At 74.2% G+C, this 17,038-nt stretch carries 16 protein-coding genes; 8 read left to right on the top strand and 8 right to left on the bottom strand.

Annotation, left to right across the window (positions count from 1 at the left end; translation table 11 throughout):
- Nucleotides 1–317: 317 nt before the first annotated feature.
- The gene (gene wblA, locus GTY84_RS29570) at nt 318–656 is read left to right on the top strand and encodes a transcriptional regulator WblA (RefSeq protein WP_202551979.1); all 339 of its coding nucleotides are present in this window, start codon (nt 318–320) and stop codon (nt 654–656) included.
- 200 nt (nt 657–856) lie between these two features.
- Here the strand turns inward: wblA and GTY84_RS29565 are convergent, their stop codons facing one another.
- Both GTY84_RS29565 and GTY84_RS29560 read right to left on the bottom strand, forming a co-directional pair.
- Nucleotides 857–2,443, bottom strand: coding sequence for an ArsA family ATPase (locus GTY84_RS29565; protein WP_161229475.1), 1,587 nt, complete (start codon nt 2,441–2,443; stop codon nt 857–859).
- Complete coding sequence (locus GTY84_RS29560; RefSeq protein ID WP_161229474.1) at nt 2,440–3,417, bottom strand: ArsA-related P-loop ATPase; 978 nt, start codon at nt 3,415–3,417, stop codon at nt 2,440–2,442. Before GTY84_RS29560 ends, GTY84_RS29565 begins: the two co-directional genes overlap by 4 nt.
- A 72-nt stretch (nt 3,418–3,489) precedes the next feature.
- On the opposite strand from GTY84_RS29560, the gene GTY84_RS29555 reads away from it, so the two are divergent.
- The 4 genes from GTY84_RS29555 to GTY84_RS29540 all read left to right on the top strand — a co-directional run bounded on the left by GTY84_RS29555 (nt 3,490) and on the right by GTY84_RS29540 (nt 6,499).
- The gene (locus GTY84_RS29555; RefSeq protein ID WP_161229473.1) at nt 3,490–3,648 is read left to right on the top strand and encodes a DUF4177 domain-containing protein; all 159 of its coding nucleotides are present in this window, start codon (nt 3,490–3,492) and stop codon (nt 3,646–3,648) included.
- A complete protein-coding gene (locus GTY84_RS29550) occupies nt 3,645–4,112 on the top strand; it encodes a RidA family protein (RefSeq protein WP_161229472.1) in 468 nt (155 codons plus the stop codon). The genes GTY84_RS29555 and GTY84_RS29550 overlap by 4 nt, the downstream gene beginning before the upstream one ends.
- Before the next feature lie 675 nt (nt 4,113–4,787).
- Nucleotides 4,788–5,657 (top strand): NUDIX hydrolase, encoded by an 870-nt coding sequence (locus GTY84_RS29545; RefSeq protein ID WP_161229471.1) that lies wholly within the window; start codon nt 4,788–4,790, stop codon nt 5,655–5,657.
- Entirely contained in the window at nt 5,654–6,499 is an 846-nt protein-coding gene (locus GTY84_RS29540; protein ID WP_161229470.1) for an MBL fold metallo-hydrolase, read from the top strand. Before GTY84_RS29545 ends, GTY84_RS29540 begins: the two co-directional genes overlap by 4 nt.
- Nucleotides 6,500–6,621: 122 nt before the next feature.
- On the opposite strand, the gene GTY84_RS29535 is transcribed toward GTY84_RS29540, so the two are convergent.
- Nucleotides 6,622–7,296 (bottom strand): Crp/Fnr family transcriptional regulator, encoded by a 675-nt coding sequence (locus GTY84_RS29535; protein WP_161229469.1) that lies wholly within the window; start codon nt 7,294–7,296, stop codon nt 6,622–6,624.
- A 367-nt stretch (nt 7,297–7,663) separates the two neighbouring features.
- Between GTY84_RS29535 and nth the strand changes: the two genes are divergently transcribed.
- The 3 genes from nth to GTY84_RS29520 all read left to right on the top strand — a co-directional run bounded on the left by nth (nt 7,664) and on the right by GTY84_RS29520 (nt 11,052).
- Nucleotides 7,664–9,022: an endonuclease III gene (nth, locus tag GTY84_RS29530; protein ID WP_345943558.1), complete on the top strand. Its 1,359-nt coding sequence runs from the start codon at nt 7,664–7,666 to the stop codon at nt 9,020–9,022.
- A 109-nt stretch (nt 9,023–9,131) separates the two neighbouring features.
- Nucleotides 9,132–9,839 carry a CoA pyrophosphatase gene (locus tag GTY84_RS29525; RefSeq protein ID WP_161229468.1) on the top strand — a complete coding sequence of 236 codons (708 nt, stop codon included), beginning with the start codon at nt 9,132–9,134 and terminating at the stop codon, nt 9,837–9,839.
- Nucleotides 9,840–9,852: 13 nt separating this feature from the next.
- Nucleotides 9,853–11,052, top strand: a complete 1,200-nt coding sequence (locus tag GTY84_RS29520) for a MarP family serine protease (RefSeq protein ID WP_161229539.1) — start codon at nt 9,853–9,855, stop codon at nt 11,050–11,052.
- A gap of 101 nt (nt 11,053–11,153) precedes the next feature.
- On the opposite strand, the gene GTY84_RS29515 is transcribed toward GTY84_RS29520, so the two are convergent.
- The 5 genes from GTY84_RS29515 to acs form a co-directional block, all read right to left on the bottom strand.
- On the bottom strand, nt 11,154–11,336 hold the full coding sequence (locus GTY84_RS29515; protein WP_161229467.1) for a hypothetical protein: 183 nt from the start codon (nt 11,334–11,336) through the stop codon (nt 11,154–11,156).
- A 127-nt stretch (nt 11,337–11,463) separates the two neighbouring features.
- Nucleotides 11,464–12,417, bottom strand: a complete 954-nt coding sequence (locus GTY84_RS29510; protein WP_161229466.1) for an alpha/beta hydrolase — start codon at nt 12,415–12,417, stop codon at nt 11,464–11,466.
- Nucleotides 12,414–12,902, bottom strand: a complete 489-nt coding sequence (locus GTY84_RS29505; protein ID WP_161229465.1) for a phage holin family protein — start codon at nt 12,900–12,902, stop codon at nt 12,414–12,416. The genes GTY84_RS29510 and GTY84_RS29505 overlap by 4 nt, the downstream gene beginning before the upstream one ends.
- A gap of 100 nt (nt 12,903–13,002) precedes the next feature.
- A complete protein-coding gene (gene nhaA, locus GTY84_RS29500) occupies nt 13,003–14,427 on the bottom strand; it encodes a Na+/H+ antiporter NhaA (RefSeq protein ID WP_161229464.1) in 1,425 nt (474 codons plus the stop codon).
- Nucleotides 14,428–14,722: 295 nt separating this feature from the next.
- Complete coding sequence (acs, locus tag GTY84_RS29495; protein WP_161229463.1) at nt 14,723–16,687, bottom strand: acetate--CoA ligase; 1,965 nt, start codon at nt 16,685–16,687, stop codon at nt 14,723–14,725.
- Nucleotides 16,688–17,038 lie beyond the last annotated feature (351 nt).

Below are 17,038 nucleotides of genomic sequence, written 5' to 3'. Positions count from 1 at the left end.
GGCGCCGACGGAGGCGCGCAGGCCCGTCCGGGTGTGCTCCGCGGTGCGGGGCATATGCGTCCGGAACCGCCCGGTGTGTCGTGCGGTGTCCGTTGTCACCCGTCGGAGATGTCTCCTATGCCGGGATGGTCGCGCATGTCGTCAGCTCACTCCCCCGGGTGATCTGCCGCTTACCCATAGTCCGTTCGGGCCATTCAAGATTGGGCCCGACGGGGGTGTTGCGCTGTGCCCGCCTTCCGTAACGTCCTCAACTGGCGGCGGGGAATATGCCGCTGCCGCCGTGGGGGAGCCTCGATTCGGGAGAGGACGGCGCCGGTATGGGCTGGGTAACCGACTGGAGTGCGCAGGCTGCCTGTCGCACTACCGATCCGGACGAACTGTTCGTCCAGGGAGCAGCGCAGAACAGGGCCAAGGCGGTGTGCACGGGATGCCCGGTGCGCACCGAGTGCCTGGCCGACGCGCTGGACAATCGCGTCGAGTTCGGCGTGTGGGGAGGCATGACGGAACGGGAACGCCGCGCACTGCTGCGCAGGCGCCCCACCGTGACCTCCTGGCGTCGGCTGCTGGAGACGGCGCGCACGGAGTACGAGCGGGGGGCCGGGATCCTGCCCCTCGAAGAGGACGAGGTCTACGAGAACTACGCGGCGGTGGGCTGAGGCGCTCGTTCCTCCCCCCATCCGACCCGGCCCGCCCCGCCGGCACGGATCCGGTCCCACGGGTCACCGGTCCGAAGCGACGGGCCGCCGGTCCGGCGCGGTGCCGGGCCGCTCCTCCCGCGGGCCGGCGCTCGCGGGGCGGTCACGGCTTCCGGCGTACGCGGCTCCGAGCGGGACGCGGCCGCTGCGCCCCGCCGCGCTCAGGCGCCCGGCTCGGGCAGCTCGGGCCGGACCGCCGCCAGCCGCTCGCCGATGTCCCGCAGCCCCGCGAGGTCGTGCACATCGCCGGGCAGCGCGGCCACCTCCGTCACCGCCACCTCGGGATGGCGCGCGGTGAAGCGGTCCCGGGTGCGCTGCTCGCGGGCGAGCAGCCGCATCCGTTCCGCGTGCAGCCGCAGCAGACCCGCCGTGAGCCGCTCCACCGAGCCCTCCGCCGCCCCCGCGTCCGGCCCGCCCTCCGCGCGGTCGCCGGGGCGGGACGCGGGGGCGGCGGAAGCGGACGGGGTGTCGAAGGCGGACGGGGCGTCGGATCCCGGCTCCGCCGGGGGCGCGTCGGAGGGGCCGGAGGAGGGCGACGCTTCGGCGGGGTGCGGGTCGGGCGCGGGGTGCGGGTCGGACGACGGGGGCCGCGAGCCCCCGGCGGGGCGGTGGTCGGGGCCGGGCGTGGAACCGGCGTCCGGTGCGGTGCCGGAGCGGGCCGGACCGGCGTCCGCGGAGCCGCCGTCCGAGGGGGCGTCGGAGGCTGAACCGCTGGGGACGTCGGAGGAGTGTCGAAGTCCAGCCTTCCCGTCGTCCTGATCCACAATGCGGGCGTCCTCAAGATTTTCCGCGGCGGCCGTGGCCCGCTCCGCCGACAGCCCGTCGGCGCCGCTGCCGTGCACCCGGTTGAGGACCAGCCCGGCCAGCGGCATCCGCTCCTCCGCCAGCCGCTCCACGAAGTACGCGGCCTCGCGCAGCGCGTCCCGCTCCGGGGCCGCGACCACCAGGAACGCCGTACCGGGCGCCTGGAGCAGCTTGTAGGTGGCGTCCGCGCGGGTGCGGAACCCGCCGAACATCGAGTCCATGGCCGCGACGAAGGTCTGCACGTCCTTCAGCAGCGGCCCGCCCAGCAGCTTGCCCAGGGCACCCGTCATCATCGACATGCCGACGTTCAGGAACTTCATCCCGGCCCGCCCGCCGACCTTCGCCGGGGCCAGCAGCACCCGGATCAGCTTGCCGTCGAGGAAGGACCCGAGGCGCTTGGGTGCGTCCAGGAAGTCCAGGGCCGACCGGGACGGCGGGGTGTCGACGACGATCAGGTCCCAGTCGTCGGTCGCCCGCAACTGCCCCAGCTTCTCCATCGCCATGTACTCCTGCGTGCCCGCGAAGCCCGCCGAGAGCGACTGGTAGAAGGGGTTCCCCAGGATCGCGGCGGCCCGGTCCGGGTCCGCGTGCGCCTCGACGATCTCGTCGAAGGTGCGCTTCATGTCCAGCATCATGGCGTGCAGTTCGCCGCCCGCCGCGTCGTCGACGCCCTTCACCCGGCGCGGGGTGTTGTCGAGCGAGTCGATCCCCATGGACTGGGCGAGCCGCCGCGCCGGGTCGATGGTGAGCACCACCACCTTGCGGCCCCGCTCCGCCGCGCGCAGCCCGAGCGCCGCCGCGGTGGTCGTCTTGCCGACCCCGCCCGAACCGCAGCACACCACGATCCGCGTCGCCGGGTCCTCCAGCAGCGGGTCCACCTCCAGCAGCCGGGCGGGGGCCAGGCGCCGCGCGCCCTCCTTCGCCTGGGCCGGGTCAGGACTCATGCGATCCCCTGCTTCCGCAGCTCGGTGGCCAGCTCGTACAGGCCCGCCAGGTCCATGCCCCCGGTGAGCAGCGGGAGTTCGTGCAGCGGCAGCCCCAGCTCGCCGAGGGCGGCCCGCTGCTCCCGCTCCAGCGCGTACCGCGCGGCGTACTCCCCGGCCTGCGCCAGCAGCGGGTCGACCAGCCGCTCGGCGTGCCCGCCGCGCCGCGCCCCGCCCAGCCCGGCGGTGGACAGCGAGCGCGCGATGGCCGTGCGGGGAGTGCTCCGCACCAGGTCCAGGGCGGCGGCGTCCAGCACCTCGGGCCGGACCATGTTGACGACGACCCGGCCCACCGGCAGCCGGGCCGCGCGCAGCTCCGCGATGCCGTCGGCCGTCTCCTGGACCGGCATCTCCTCCAGCAGCGACACCAGGTGCACCGCGGTCTCCGGGGACTTCAGCACCCGCATCACGGCCTGGGCCTGGTTGTGTATGGGGCCGACCTTCGCGAGACCGGCCACCTCGTCGTTGACGTTGAGGAAACGGGTGACGCGCCCGGTGGGGGGCGCGTCCATGACGACGTAGTCGTAGGCGAACCGTCCGCGCGCGTCCTTGCGCCGCACCGCCTCGCACGCCTTGCCGGTCAGCAGGACGTCCCGGAGACCGGGGGCGACGGTCGTCGCGAAGTCGATCGCGCCGAGCTTCTTCAGGGCCCGGCCGGCGCTGCCCAGCTTGTAGAACATCTGGAGGTAGTCCAGCAGCGCCAGCTCCGGGTCGATGGCGAGGGCGTACACCTCCCCGCCCCCGGGGGCGACGGCGATCTTCCGTTCCTCATAGGGCAACGCCTCCGTCTCGAAGAGCTGCGCGATGCCCTGGCGGCCCTCGACCTCCACGAGAAGCGTGCGCTTCCCGCTGGTGGCCAGGGCCAGCGCTAGGGCCGCGGCCACCGTGGTCTTGCCGGTACCGCCCTTGCCGCTGACGACCTGGAGCCTGCTCACGTATTCGAGCGTAACCAGTCCGGCCCCGGGCTACGCGGGAGGCTGTGGATAACAGCCGATACAGTCGGCCGCATGACCAAGTGGGAATACGCAACCGTGCCGCTGCTCGTCCATGCCACGAAGCAGATTCTGGACACCTGGGGCGAGGACGGCTGGGAGCTCGTCCAGGTCGTCCCCGGGCCGAACCCGGAGCAGCTCGTGGCCTACCTGAAGCGGGCGAGGCAGGCGTGAGCGCCGTCGAGGCCAGGCTCGCCGAGCTGGGCCTGACCCTGCCGGAGGTCGTGCCGCCGCTGGCCGCGTACCAGCCGGCCGTGACCTCCGGGCCCTACGTGTACACCGCCGGCCAGCTCCCGATGGTGGACGGCAGGCTGCCGGTCACGGGCAAGGTGGGCGCCGAGGTCACCGCCGAGGAGGCCAAGGAGCTGGCGCGCACCTGCGCGCTGAACGCCCTGGCCGCGGTGAAGTCCGCCGCCGGGGACCTGGACCGGATCGCGCGCGTGGTGAAGGTCGTCGGCTTCGTCGCCTCCGCCCCCGACTTCACCGGCCAGCCGGGCGTCCTCAACGGGGCCAGTGAGCTGCTCGCCGAGGTGCTCGGTGACAAGGGCGTCCACGCCCGCAGCGCGGTCGGCGTCGCGGTGCTGCCGCTGGACTCGCCGGTCGAGGTCGAGATCCAGGTGGAGCTCGTCCAGGGCTGAGCGGCCGGGACACGGACGGGTACGGGCCCGGCGCGGGATGCCGCGCCGGGCCCGTACGCGCGCGCGGGGCGACGGCATGCGTGGGGACAATCTCGCCCTGCGGCGGCGCCGGGCCCGCACGCGCGTGGGGCGACGTTGGTGATGAAGAGGCAGACGGCGACGGCCGCGGCCGGGCCCGTACGCGCGTGGGGCGACGGGGGCGTCACGGTGCTCCGTGCAGGTGCAGGTGCAGGTGCAGGTGCAGGTGCGGAGCGCCGGGCCGCGCACGGGGCGGCGCCGGGCGCCTTCCCCAAGGGTCGATCCGCACACCGCCGGGTCCGTACGCGCGGGGCGGTGTCGCCGGGGCGCGGTGGGGTGCCCGTGACGAACGCCGGAGCCGCCCACGCGCCCGCGCGCGGCGGCGCACCCTCCTCGGCGCCCGCCCCGGCCGCACGGCGCCGGTCCCGCCGTTCCCACCGGTTCCGCCGGTTCCGCCGGTTCCGCCGGCCCCGCGGCGACGGCGGCGCGCACGGCCCGCTCCGGGGCTGCCGGGCACCCTCCACGGCCGTCGGCGCCCGCCGCGCCAGCCCGGCCGGGCGGCGCCCTCCACGTCCTCCGGTACCCCGCCCGCGCCAGCCCGGCCGGCGTCCTCCGGGGCCTCTCGAAGATGCGGGCGCCAGCGGATAGCCTCCGGCCATGGCGAATGGTCAGTGGTACCCACCGGAGTGGCCCGACCGCATCCGGGCCCTCACGGCCGGCGCGCTCACCCCGGTCGCCCCGAGACGCGCCGCCACCGTCCTGCTGCTCCGCGACGGCGCCGACGGCCCGCTGGTGCACATGCTGCGCCGCCGCACGTCCATGGCCTTCGCCGGGGGCGCCTACGCCTACCCGGGCGGCGGGGTCGACCCGCGCGACCACGACCGAGCCGTCGGCTGGGCGGGCCCGCCGCGCTCCTGGTGGGCCGGGCGGCTGGGCGTCGGCGAGGCGGACGCCCAGGCGATCGTCTGCGCGGCCGTCCGGGAGACCTACGAGGAGTCGGGCGTCCTGCTCGCCGGTTCGGACGGCGGCTCGGTCGTCGGGGACACCACGGGCGACGACTGGGAGGCCGACCGGGTCGCCCTGGTCGCCCGGGAGCTGTCCTTCGCCGAGTTCCTGGACCGCCGGGACCTCGTCCCGCGCACCGACCTGCTGGGCGCCTGGGCGCGCTGGATCACCCCGGAGTTCGAGGCCCGGCGCTACGACACGTGGTTCTTCGTGGCCGCCCTGCCCGAGGGCCAGCGCACCCGCAACGCCTCCACCGAGGCCGACCGCACCGTGTGGATCACGCCCGGGGAGGCCGCGGCCGGCTACGACCGGGGCGAGCTGCTGATGATGCCGCCGACCGTCGCGACGCTGCGCGCCCTGGCGCCGTACGGCACCGCGGCCGGGGCGCTCGCCGCCGCGCCCGGCCGCGACATGGCGCCCGTACTGGCCGAGGCCCGGGTCACGGGTGACGGGATCGTGCTCGCGTGGCCCGGCCACGACGAGTTCACCAAGCACATCACGAACGGGGGAGCACCCGCATGACGAACGCCGCGGCACTGCCCGGACAGCCGAGGGACGCGGTCCGCTCGGGACCGGCCACCGCGCGGGCGGTGAACGTCCTCGCGCCCAACGCCTCGCCGATGACCCTGGACGGCACCAACACCTGGATCCTGGCCGAACCCGGCGCGGACCTGGCCGTCGTCGTGGACCCCGGTCCGCTGGACGAGGCGCACCTGGCCGAGGTGATCGGCACCGTCGAGCGGTCCGGCCGCCGCGTCGGGCTCACCCTGCTGACGCACGGGCACCCGGACCACGCCGAGGGCGCCGCCCGCTTCGCCGGACTGACCGGGACGAAGGTGCGGGCCCTGGACCCGGCGCTGCGCCTGGGTGACGAGGGGCTGGCCGCCGGGGACGTGGTCACCACGGGGGGCCTGGAGCTGCGGGTCGTGCCGACCCCGGGCCACACCTCCGACTCGCTCTGCTTCCACCTGCCCGCCGACGGGGCGGTGCTGACCGGCGACACGGTCCTGGGCCGCGGCACGACGATGGTGGCGCACCCGGACGGTCGCCTCGGGGAGTACCTGGACTCGCTGCGCAGGCTCAGGTCGCTCACGGTCGACGACGGTGTGCACACGGTGCTGCCAGGGCACGGGCCGGTCCTGGAGGACGCCCGGGGCGCCGTCGAGTTCTACCTCGCGCACCGCGCCCACCGGCTCGCCCAGGTGGAGACGGCCGTGGAGAACGGGTACCGCACGGCCGGGGAGGTGGTCGCCCATGTCTACGCGGACGTCGACCGCTCGCTCTGGCCGGCGGCGGAGCTGTCGGTGCGGGCGCAGCTCGACTACCTGCGCGAGCACGGGCTCGTCCAGCCGCCGCCGGGATAGGGGCCGCCGGGCACGGGCTCGGGGACCGGCCGCCGGGAGGTGGTGGAGCGGGGCCGGCCCCGGCCGGGCCGCCGCCCGAACGGGCGGCGGCAGGGCGGGTGCGCCGGGACGGGCCGCCCGGGTCAGCGGGAGCGCTTGGCGAGCCGCTCCACGTCCAGCAGGATCACCGCGCGGGCCTCCAGCCGCAGCCAGCCGCGCTGGGCGAAGTCGGCCAGCGCCTTGTTGACCGTCTCGCGGGACGCGCCGACCAGCTGGGCCAGCTCCTCCTGCGTGAGGTCGTGGACGACGTGGATGCCCTCCTCGGACTGCACGCCGAAGCGGCGGGAGAGGTCCAGCAGGGCGCGGGCGACCCGGCCGGGGACGTCGGAGAAAACCAGGTCGGACATGGCGTCGTTGGTCCTGCGCAGCCGCCGGGCGACGGCGCGCAGCAGCGCCGTGGCCACCTCGGGGCGGACGTTCAGCCAGGGCTGGAGGTCGCCGTGGCCGAGGGCGAGCAGCTTGACCTCGGTCAGCGCGGTGGCGGTGGCGGTGCGCGGGCCCGGGTCGAACAGCGACAGCTCGCCGATCAGCTCGCCGGGGCCGACCACGGCGAGCATGTTCTCGCGGCCGTCGGGCGACGTGCGGTGGAGCTTCACCTTGCCCTCGGTGACCACGTAGAGGCGGTCCCCGGGATCGCCCTCGTGGAACAGCGAGTCGCCACGGGCGAGGGTCACCTCACTCATGGATCCGCGGAGCTCCGCGGATTGCTCGTCGTCGAGCGCCGCGAAGAGCGGGTTGCGCCGCAGAACGTCGTCCACGAGTTCTCTCCTTGTCGACCTGCTCAGGGGATCGCGTTCCCCCGTCTGACAGGGGACCGTGGTGCCCATTTTGCAGGACAGTCCAAACAGTGTGATCTGTCACAAGGATGCCGCACCGGTCTCCCGGGGTAAGCGGCAGGGGTCCAATCGGGCGCCGATCGCCCGGGTCCGGGGCGTACGCCGACGCCGGGCCGTAGGCTGGCCGGGTGTCCAATTCGCCGGTGGGAGCACAGGGCTGGGGGCCGCGCGGGTGACCGCACGCCACGATTCCGCCATGGGCGAACAGGGTCCCGATGGCGGTAGGGGAACGGCGTACGCGACGAGGGAAGCGGGGCCCGCCAAGAGGGTGACCGCGAAGAAGGGTGCCGTGAAGAAGACGTCCGCGAAGCAGGCCGCGGCCACGGAGACGGTGGCCGGGAGCACGGCGACGGGCACGACGCCCGCGGGCCGGGCCCCGGCCGGAGGAACGGCGGAGGCAACGCCCGCAGGGGGCTCCGCCGGAGAGGCCGCTGCCAACAAGAAGTCCGGGACGGGGACGGCCCCCGCGAAGAAGGCCCCCGCGAAGAAGGCGGACGCGGAGAAGGCCGCTGGGACGGCCCCCGCCGGGAGGACTCCGGCTGGCAAGACCGCGGCGAAGAAGGCCCCGGTCAGGAGGACCTCCGCGAAGAAGACGGAGGCGGGGACCGGCGCCGGTGCGGCTCCCGCCGGGAGGACCTCCGCCGGTAAGGCCGCGGCGAAGAAGGCCCCGGCCACCGGGAAGGCCGCCTCCACCAAGCCCTCCACCGCGAAGGCCGCCTCCGCGAGGACTTCCACCGCGAAGGCCCCCGCCGCGAAGGCCCTCGTCCGGCGTCCCGCGGCCCCCGCCAAGAAGGCCGTGGTCGCCCCCAAGAAGGCCACCGCCGCCATCGGGGGCCTGGCCCCGGCGAAGACCGTTGCCCCGAAGCCGCCGCGCCAGGAGTCGCGCACCGCCCTGGTCCGCCGCGCCCGCCGGATCAACCGCGAGCTGGCCGAGGTCTACCCGTACGCCCACCCCGAGCTGGACTTCGAGAACCCCTTCCAGCTCCTGGTGGCCACGGTGCTCTCCGCGCAGACCACCGACCTGCGCGTCAACCAGACGACGCCCGCCCTCTTCGCCTCCTACCCCACCCCCGAGGACCTGGCCGCCGCCGATCCGGAGAAGGTGGAGGAGATCCTCCGTCCCTGCGGCTTCTTCCGGGCCAAGACCCGGTCCGTCATCGGCCTCTCCAAGGCCCTGGCGGAGGAGTACGGCGGTGAGGTGCCGGGCCGCCTGGAAGACTTGGTCAAGCTGCCCGGAGTCGGCCGCAAGACCGCGTTCGTGGTGCTGGGCAACGCCTACGGGCGGCCCGGCATCACCGTGGACACCCACTTCCAGCGCCTGGTGCGCCGCTGGAAGTGGACCGAGGCGACCGATCCGGACAAGATCGAGGCCGCCGTCGGCGCGCTCTTCCCGAAGAGCGACTGGACGGACCTGTCCCACCACGTGATCTGGCACGGCCGCCGGATCTGCCACGCCCGCAGGCCCGCCTGCGGCGCCTGCCCCATCGCCCCCCTCTGCCCGGCGTACGGGGAGGGCGAGACCGACCCGGAGAAGGCCCGCAAGCTGCTGAAGTACGAGAAGGCCGGGCTGCCCGGCCAGCGTCTCAACCCCCCGCGGTCCTATCTGGACGCGGGTGGCATCCCGGCGCCGCCGCTGAGGGCGGAGTGACGGAACGAACCCGGGGCCGCCGGGCGTTGAACGGGGCGGGAACGGCCCCGCGAGCGGCGTGGGCGGGGGCACGGAGCGTACGCGCGGGACGGGCGGGACAGGGGTGGCGATGACGGGGGCGGGCGACACCCGGGGCGCGGCGCCCGGCGCGGCGGGGCTGCCGGGCTGGCTGGAGCCGGTGGCGCGGACCGCGCGGACGGTGAGCCCCGGGCAGCTCAGCCGCTTCCTGCCGCCGGAGGACGGCGCGGGGCGGCAGTCCGCCGTCCTGGTCCTGTTCGGCGACGGGGAGCACCCGGCCGGGAGCGGGCGCGGCCCCGAGCTGCTCCTCATGGAGCGGGCCGGCACCCTGCGCTCGCACGCCGGACAGCCGTCCTTCCCGGGCGGCGCCCTCGACCCCGAGGACGGCGACCCGCACGGGGAGGGGCCGCTGCGGGCCGCCCTGCGAGAGGCCGAGGAGGAGACCGGGCTCGATCCGTCCGGCGTCCAGGTCTTCGGCGCGCTGCCCAAGCTGTACATCCCGGTCAGCGGCTTCGTGGTGACCCCGGTGCTGGGCTGGTGGCGCGAGCCCAGCCCGGTCGGCGTCGTCGACCCGGCCGAGACGGCCCGGGTGTTCACCGTCCCCGTGGCCGACCTCACCGACCCCGCCAACCGGGTGACCGCGCTGCACCCGAGCGGTCACCGGGGGCCGGCGTTCCTCGTGGAGTCCGCCCTCGTCTGGGGCTTCACCGCCGGGGTGATCGACCGGCTGCTGCACTACGCGGGCTGGGAGCGGCCCTGGGACCCGGAGAAGCAGGTCCCGCTGGACCGGCTCGCATGACAGGGTGGCCCTCGTGAACGTGCTGGACATCCTGTTGCTGGTCGCCGCCGTGTGGTTCGCGATCGTCGGCTTCCGCCAGGGCTTCGTCGTCGGCGTCCTGTCGGTGACCGGTTTCCTCGGCGGCGGCCTCGCCGCCGTCTATCTGCTGCCGGTCCTCTGGGACGCCCTGACGGACAACGCGGAGGTCGGCACGGCCGCCGCCGTGGTGGCGGTCGTCATCGTCATCGTCTGCGCCTCCGTCGGCCAGGCCCTGACCACGCACCTCGGCAACAAGCTGCGCCGGCACATCACCTGGACCCCCGCGCGCGCCCTGGACGCCACCGGCGGAGCCCTGGTCAACGTGGTCGCCCTGCTGCTGGTCGCCTGGCTGATCGGCTCCGCCCTCGCGGGGACGACCCTGCCGACGCTCGGCAAGGAGGTGCGCGGCTCCAAGGTGCTGCTCGGGGTCTCCCGGGCGCTGCCGGAGCGGGCCGACACCTGGTTCGCGGACTTCTCCTCGGTCCTCGCGCAGAACGGCTTCCCGCAGGTCTTCAGCCCGTTCTCCAACGAGCCCATCACCGACGTCCGGCCGCCCGATCCGGAGCTGGCCGACAGCGCGGTGGCCCGGCGCGCCCAGCGCTCCATCGTCAAGGTCATGGGCACCGCCACCGGCTGCGGCAAGGTCCTGGAGGGCACCGGCTTCGTCTTCGCCGAGCGCCGGGTGATGACCAACGCCCATGTGGTGGGCGGCGTGGACGAGCCCACCGTGCAGATCGGCGGAGAGGGGCGGCTCTACGACGCGACGATCGTCCTCTACGACTGGCGGCGCGACATCGCCGTGCTGGACGTGCCCGAACTGGACGCGCCCGCGCTGCGGTTCGCCGAGAAGGACGCGGCCGGCGGCGACAGCGCCATCGTCGCCGGCTTCCCGGAGAACGGGGCGTACGACGTGCGGGCCGCGCGGGTGCGGGGGCGCATCACGGCCAACGGCCCCGACATCTACCGCCGGGACACCGTGCGCCGCGACGTGTACTCGCTCTACGCGACCATCCGGCAGGGCAACTCCGGCGGACCCCTGCTGACCCCGGAGGGCGAGGTCTACGGAGTGGTCTTCGCCAAGTCGCTGGACGATGCCGACACCGGGTACGCCCTGACCGCGGACGAGATCCGCGAGGACATCACCCGCGGCCGCACCGCCAACCAGCAGGTGAACAGCGACAACTGCGCACTCTGACGGCCCGGCGGCCGGACGGCGGCCGCCGGGGTGCGGGGCCCGGTGCGGAGCGGGGCGGCGACCGGTGTCGCGGCGGCCCGGCCGGACGGCGGCCCGGGGGCTCAGCCGCGTGGATGGCGCAGCCGCACGGAGACCCAGCGGGCCCTGCGGCGCAGGATGCGCGGAATGCCCACCCGGGGGTCGGCGCCCGCCAGTTGCGGGGCGCCACCGCGCCGGTGGGTGCTCACGCCGCTCGTGGAGCGGCCGTCGCGTGCTACGTCACTGTAGTCGTGCGTCCAGCCCATACCGGGACCTGTGCCCCCGGCTCGTGGTCCATAACCTCTCCGGTGGGCCCCAATTGGCCTATGCGCGGGGCACATGGCCGCTCATATGACGACCGTTCCGGTTCGGACACCGATCGCGTTCGGCCGGTCACCGATCGGGTTCGGGATCCTTCAGCCAGCTGATCAGTTCGGTGGAGAAGGCGACCGGGTCCTCCTCGTGCGGGAAGTGGCCCAGGCCGTCGAACAGCCGCCAGCGGTAGGGCGCTTCGACGTACTCCCCGGAGCCGGCCGCGCTGCGGGTGCGCAGCACCGGGTCCAGCGAACCGTGCAGATGCAGCGTCGGCACCCGCACCGGCCGCTTCATCCGCCGGTTGAACTGGATGCCGTCGGGCCGGGCCAGGGAGCGCACCAGCCAGCGGTACGGCTCGACCGAGCAGTGTGCCGTGGAGGGGACGCACATGGTCCGCCGGTAGACCTCCACCGCCTCGTCGTCCGGCGGGCGGGGACCGGACCAGTCCCGGATCAGCCGCCCCACCAGCGCGCCGTCGTCGGCGGTCAGCTGCCGCTCGGGGACCCAGGGGCGCTGGAAGCCCCAGATGTGCGAACCGGCCCGGGTCTGGCGGACGTCGCCGAGCATCGCCGAGCGCCAGCGCCGGGGGTGGGGCATCGAGGCCACCGCGAGCCGACGCACCAGCTTGGGGCGCATCGCGGCGGCCGTCCAGGCCAGGTAGCCGCCCAGGTCGTGGCCGACGAGCGCGGCGTCCGGCTCGCCCAGGGAGCGGACCACACCGGTGACGTCCAGCGCCAGGTTGGCGGGGTCGTAGCCGCGCGGGGTGCGGTCGCTGCCGCCGACGCCGCGCAGGTCCATGGCGACGGCGCGGAAGCCGGCGTCCGCGAGCGCCGTGAGCTGGTGCCGCCAGGTCCACCAGAACTGCGGGAAGCCGTGCAGCAGCAGCACCAGCGGCCCGTCGCCCAGCTCCGCGATGTGGAAGCGGGCCCCGTTGGCCGCGACGTCCCGGTGGGTCGCCTCGCGACCGCCGGGCAGCGGCAGCCGGACGACCGAGGCGGGCTGCGCCGAAGGGGTGGGAGGACGGTCCGTCATGAGGAGGGGCGGGCCATGGCCTCGACGGCCTCCGGGGAGCGGTCCGCGGGCAGCTCCGGGCGGGGGTGCGGCCGGGCGTTCTGGAGGACGCCCGCCGTCTGCTTCACCGAGGCGGCGACCTTCTGCGGGCCGCGGCCCTTCTTGGCCTTCTTCGCGAAGACCACGCCGATCAGCGCCAGCAGACCGGCGACCAGGACGTTGGCCGCGAAGGACAGCAGGAAGCACACCGCGAGGTTCCAGCCGGTCCAGGTGCGGATGCCGTAGGCGAGCGCGAAGCTCAGCATCGGCAGCGAGAAGATCAGCACCGCGCCCGCCAGCGAGAAGGCCCCGCCGCTGACCGCGCCGCGCTTGACGTCCTGCTTGAGCTGCGCCTTCGCCAGCGCGATCTCGTCGTGCACCAGGGCCGACATCTCGGTGGTGGCCGAGGCGAACAACTGGCCGATGGTCCGTTCGGCGCCGACCGGGCTGCCGTCGGGTGCGCTCATCGCGGTCTCCCTCTTCTGCTGGCTGGAGTGCCTACGGGCCGCGGCCGCCGGCGCCTGGCGCGGGGACGGCGCGGTCCGTCTTTTGTACCGTCCCGTCAGATCATGCCGGACGGTCGTCCCCCTCGCCTGCCCCGCCCGTCACTTCGGCACGCCGCGCCGCCTCCTGCTCCGCCGCCAGCCGCCGGTGCTCGGCCGCCCTGCGCTCGTGGAGGGCGGCCATCCGCAGGTGGTGGGCCGGGTCGTCCTGCTCGTACACGTCGGGGACGCCGCTGAGGTCCTCGTCGCGGTCCTCGTCCTCGGTCATCCGCCGGTACTTGGCGTTCCGGAGCTTCAGCAGCACCGTGGCCAGCACGGCGGCGATCAGCGAGCCCGTCAGCACCGCCGCCTTCACCTGGACCGTCAGGGCCGTGTCGCCCTCGAAGGCCAGTTCCCCGATGAGCAGCGAGACGGTGAACCCGATGCCGGCCAGCGTCGCCACCGCGAACACGTCGGCCCAGGCCAGGTCCTCACTGAGGGACGCCTTGGTGAACCGCGCGGTCAGCCAGGTGCCGCCGAAGATGCCCAGCGTCTTGCCGACCACCAGACCGAGGACGACGCCGAGGGTCTCCGGCCGGGTGAACACCTCCGCCAGCGACTTGCCGGACAGCGACACCCCGGCGCTGAACAGGGCGAACAGCGGGACCGCCAGGCCCGCCGACAGGGGGCGCACCAGATGCTCGATGCGCTCGCCGGGGGAGTGCTCCTCGCCCTCGCGGGTGTGGCAGCGCAGCATCAGGCCCATGGCGACGCCGGCGATGGTGGCGTGGATGCCGCTGTTGTACATCAGCCCCCAGATGACGAGGCCGAGGGGGACGTACACGTACCAGCCGCGCACGCCCCCGCGCAGCAGCAGCCAGAAGAGGAGGAGGCCGGCGAGCGCGCCGCCGAGCGCCGCGAAGTCCAGGGTGTCGGTGAAGAAGACCGCGATGATCAGGATGGCGAAGAGGTCGTCGACGACGGCGAGCGTGAGCAGGAAGGCGCGCAGCGCGCTCGGCAGCGAGGTGCCTATGACGGCGAGCACGGCGAGTGCGAAGGCGATGTCGGTGGCGGTGGGCACGGCCCATCCGGCGAGTGAGCCGCCGCCGGTGCCGCTGACGAAGGCGTAGACCAGCGCGGGCGCGGCCATGCCGCACAGCGCCGCGATCACCGGCAGCGCGGCGGCCTTGGGGTCCTTGAGGTCCCCGGCGACCAGCTCCCGCTTCAGCTCGACGCCGGCGACGAAGAAGAAGACCGCCAGCAGTCCGTCGGCCGCCCAGTGCGCCACGGACAGGTTCAGGCCGAGGAGCCCGGGGCCGAAGTGGAAGTCGCTGACGCTGCCGTAGCTGTCGCGCAGCCCCGGGACGTTCGCCCAGACCAGCGCGGCGACGGCGGCGACGAGCAGCAGGACGCCGCCGACGGTCTCGGTGCGCAGCGCGTCCGCGACATAGGTCCGCTCGGGCAGGGAGAGCCGTCCGAGGGCTTTGCGGGGGGTGCGGGGCGCGGTCACGGGGAGACCTCCGGTCGATGGGCAGCACGGAACTCGTGCCGACCAGACTTCCCGGCGCACCATGAGGTTCTTCGATGTCTCTTACGCGTCCACCAGCTTACCCAACGCGGCGCGGACGACGCCCTGGGTGTGCGCGCGCCGGGGACGACGCGGGGGGACGGCGTCCCGGGAGGGGGCCCGGGGCGCCCGGGCACCCGGTGGGGGGTGCCCTGCGGGGGTGCCCGGCAAGGGGTGCCCCCCGCACACGCGAGGGGCACCCGGCACGGCGCTCGCCGGGTGCCCCTCGCGCGGTGGGTCAGTCCTCGCTCGGCGCGGCCGGGAGCTGCGACTGGATGAGGGACATCACCGAGGAGTCGGTCAGCGTCGTGACGTCTCCGAGCTGGCGGTTCTCCGCCACGTCGCGCAGCAGGCGGCGCATGATCTTGCCGGAGCGGGTCTTCGGCAGCTCGGCCACCGGGAGGATCCGCTTCGGCTTGGCGATCGGGCCGAGGGTGCTGCCGACGTGGTTGCGCAGCTCGGTGAGCAGGTCGTCGGACTGGTCCGCGGTGCCGCGCAGGATCACGAAGGCCACGATGGCCTGGCCGGTGGTCTCGTCCGCCGCGCCGACCACGGCGGCTTCGGCGACCGCCGGGTGGGAGACGAGCGCGGACTCGACCTCGGTGGTGGAGATGTTGTGGCCGGAGACCAGCATCACGTCGTCGACGCGGCCGAGCAGCCAGATGTCACCGTCGTCGTCGCGCTTGGCGCCGTCGCCGGCGAAGTACTTGCCCTCGAAGCGGGACCAGTACGTGTCGATGTACCGCTGGTCGTCACCCCAGATGGTGCGCAGCATCGACGGCCACGGCTCGGTGAGGACCAGGTAGCCGCCCCCGCCGTTGGGCACCTCGTTGGCCTCGTCGTCGACGACGGTGGCGCTGATGCCGGGCAGCGGGCGCTGGGCGGAACCGGGCTTGGCGTCGGTCACGCCGGGCAGCGGGGAGATCATCATGGCGCCGGTCTCGGTCTGCCACCAGGTGTCGACGACCGGGGTGCTGTCGGCGCCGATGTTCTTGCGGTACCAGACCCACGCCTCGGGGTTGATCGGCTCGCCGACCGAGCCGAGGACCCGCAGCGACGACAGGTCGAACTTTGCGGGGATGTCGTCGCCCCACTTCATGAACGTCCGGATCGCGGTGGGCGCCGTGTAGAGGATCGTGACGCCGTACTTCTGGACGATCTCCCAGAAGCGGCCCTGGTGCGGGCTGTCCGGCGTGCCCTCGTACATGACCTGCGTCGCGCCGTTGGCGAGCGGGCCGTAGACGATGTAGGAGTGCCCGGTGACCCAGCCGACGTCGGCGGTGCACCAGTAGACGTCGGTCTCCGGCTTGAGGTCGAAGACCGCCCAGTGGGTGTACGCGTTCTGCGTGAGGTAGCCGCCGGAGGTGTGCAGGATGCCCTTCGGCTTCCCGGTGGTGCCCGACGTGTACAGGATGAAGAGCGGGTGCTCCGCGTCGAACGCCTCGGGCGTGTGCTCCGTGGACTGCTTGCCCACGACCTCGTGCCACCACTTGTCGCGGGTGTCGTCCCAGGCGACGTCCTGGCCGGTGCGGCGGACCACGACCACGTGCTCGACGCCCTCGACGCGGCTGACGGCCTCGTCGACGGCGGGCTTGAGCGCGGACGGCTTGCCGCGGCGGTAGCCGCCGTCGGAGGTGATCACGACACGGGCATCGGCGTCCTGGATGCGGGTCGCGAGCGCGTCGGCGGAGAAGCCGCCGAAGACGACCGAGTGGGCGGCGCCGATACGGGCGCAGGCCAGCATCGCGATCGCCGTCTCGGGGATCATCGGCATGTAGATGGCGACCCGGTCGCCGGTGCGCACACCCAGTTCGAGCAGGGCGTTGGCCGCCTGGCTGACCTCGTCCTTGAGCTGGGAGTAAGTGAGGGAACGGCCGTCGCCGGGCTCGCCCTCGAAGTGGATGGCGACCCGGTCGCCGTTGCCCGCCTCGACGTGCCGGTCGACGCAGTTGTAGGAGACGTTGAGCTTGCCGTCCTTGAACCACTTGGCGAACGGGGGGTTCGACCAGTCGAGGGTCTCCGTCGGCTCAACGGCCCAGGTCAGCCGACGGGCCTGCTCGGCCCAGAAGGCCAGCCGGTCGGCGTCCGCCCGCTCGTACGCCTCCGCCGTGACGTTGGCGTTGGCGGCCAGATCGGCGGGGGGCGCGAAGCGTCGCTCCTCCTTGAGCAGGTTGGAGAGGGAAGCACTCTCGTTAGCAGCCATCTACGCACCGTCCCACGTGGTTTAGACCATTTACGGGGCTGATTCTCCGGCGGCCCCGGTAGTCGGTCAACCCCTTCCCTGATCCTCACCCAGATCACGTATGGCGGCCCGTGGGGGTTCACACCCCTGTGGACCGCCTACCCGACGTGACCGACCGGCGACCGAGTGGCGGGGCTTTCCGGGAATTATCCACATGGATATTACGGGGTGGCGCGGGGGGTGGGGTGGTGGTGCGGGGCGCGTCGCGGCGCGTCCCGGGGGCGGCGGCGGTCGTGCCGGTCCGTTCCGGTGGGGTGCGCGGGGGCGGGCTTGGGGCGGCCTCGGGGCGGACGGGGTGGGCCGGTGGTGCGC

The sequence above is a fragment of the Streptomyces sp. SID8352 genome (genome assembly GCF_009862265.1).
Lineage (GTDB): Bacteria > Actinomycetota > Actinomycetes > Streptomycetales > Streptomycetaceae > Streptomyces.
This window is presented reverse-complemented; position numbering and strand designations above follow the sequence as displayed.

What these genes read in the sequence shown, in the direction of transcription:
- wblA (WP_202551979.1), top strand. Translation starts at nt 318, where the DNA reads ATGGGCTGGGTAACCGACTGGAGTGCGCAGGCTGCCTGTCGCACTACC.
- GTY84_RS29565 (WP_161229475.1), bottom strand. Translation starts at nt 2,443, where the DNA reads ATGAGTCCTGACCCGGCCCAGGCGAAGGAGGGCGCGCGGCGCCTGGCC.
- GTY84_RS29555 (WP_161229473.1), top strand. Translation starts at nt 3,490, where the DNA reads ATGACCAAGTGGGAATACGCAACCGTGCCGCTGCTCGTCCATGCCACG.
- GTY84_RS29545 (WP_161229471.1), top strand. Translation starts at nt 4,788, where the DNA reads ATGGCGAATGGTCAGTGGTACCCACCGGAGTGGCCCGACCGCATCCGG.
- GTY84_RS29540 (WP_161229470.1), top strand. Translation starts at nt 5,654, where the DNA reads ATGACGAACGCCGCGGCACTGCCCGGACAGCCGAGGGACGCGGTCCGC.
- GTY84_RS29525 (WP_161229468.1), top strand. Translation starts at nt 9,132, where the DNA reads ATGACGGGGGCGGGCGACACCCGGGGCGCGGCGCCCGGCGCGGCGGGG.
- GTY84_RS29515 (WP_161229467.1), bottom strand. Translation starts at nt 11,336, where the DNA reads ATGGGCTGGACGCACGACTACAGTGACGTAGCACGCGACGGCCGCTCC.
- GTY84_RS29510 (WP_161229466.1), bottom strand. Translation starts at nt 12,417, where the DNA reads ATGACGGACCGTCCTCCCACCCCTTCGGCGCAGCCCGCCTCGGTCGTC.
- GTY84_RS29505 (WP_161229465.1), bottom strand. Translation starts at nt 12,902, where the DNA reads ATGAGCGCACCCGACGGCAGCCCGGTCGGCGCCGAACGGACCATCGGC.
- acs (WP_161229463.1), bottom strand. Translation starts at nt 16,687, where the DNA reads ATGGCTGCTAACGAGAGTGCTTCCCTCTCCAACCTGCTCAAGGAGGAG.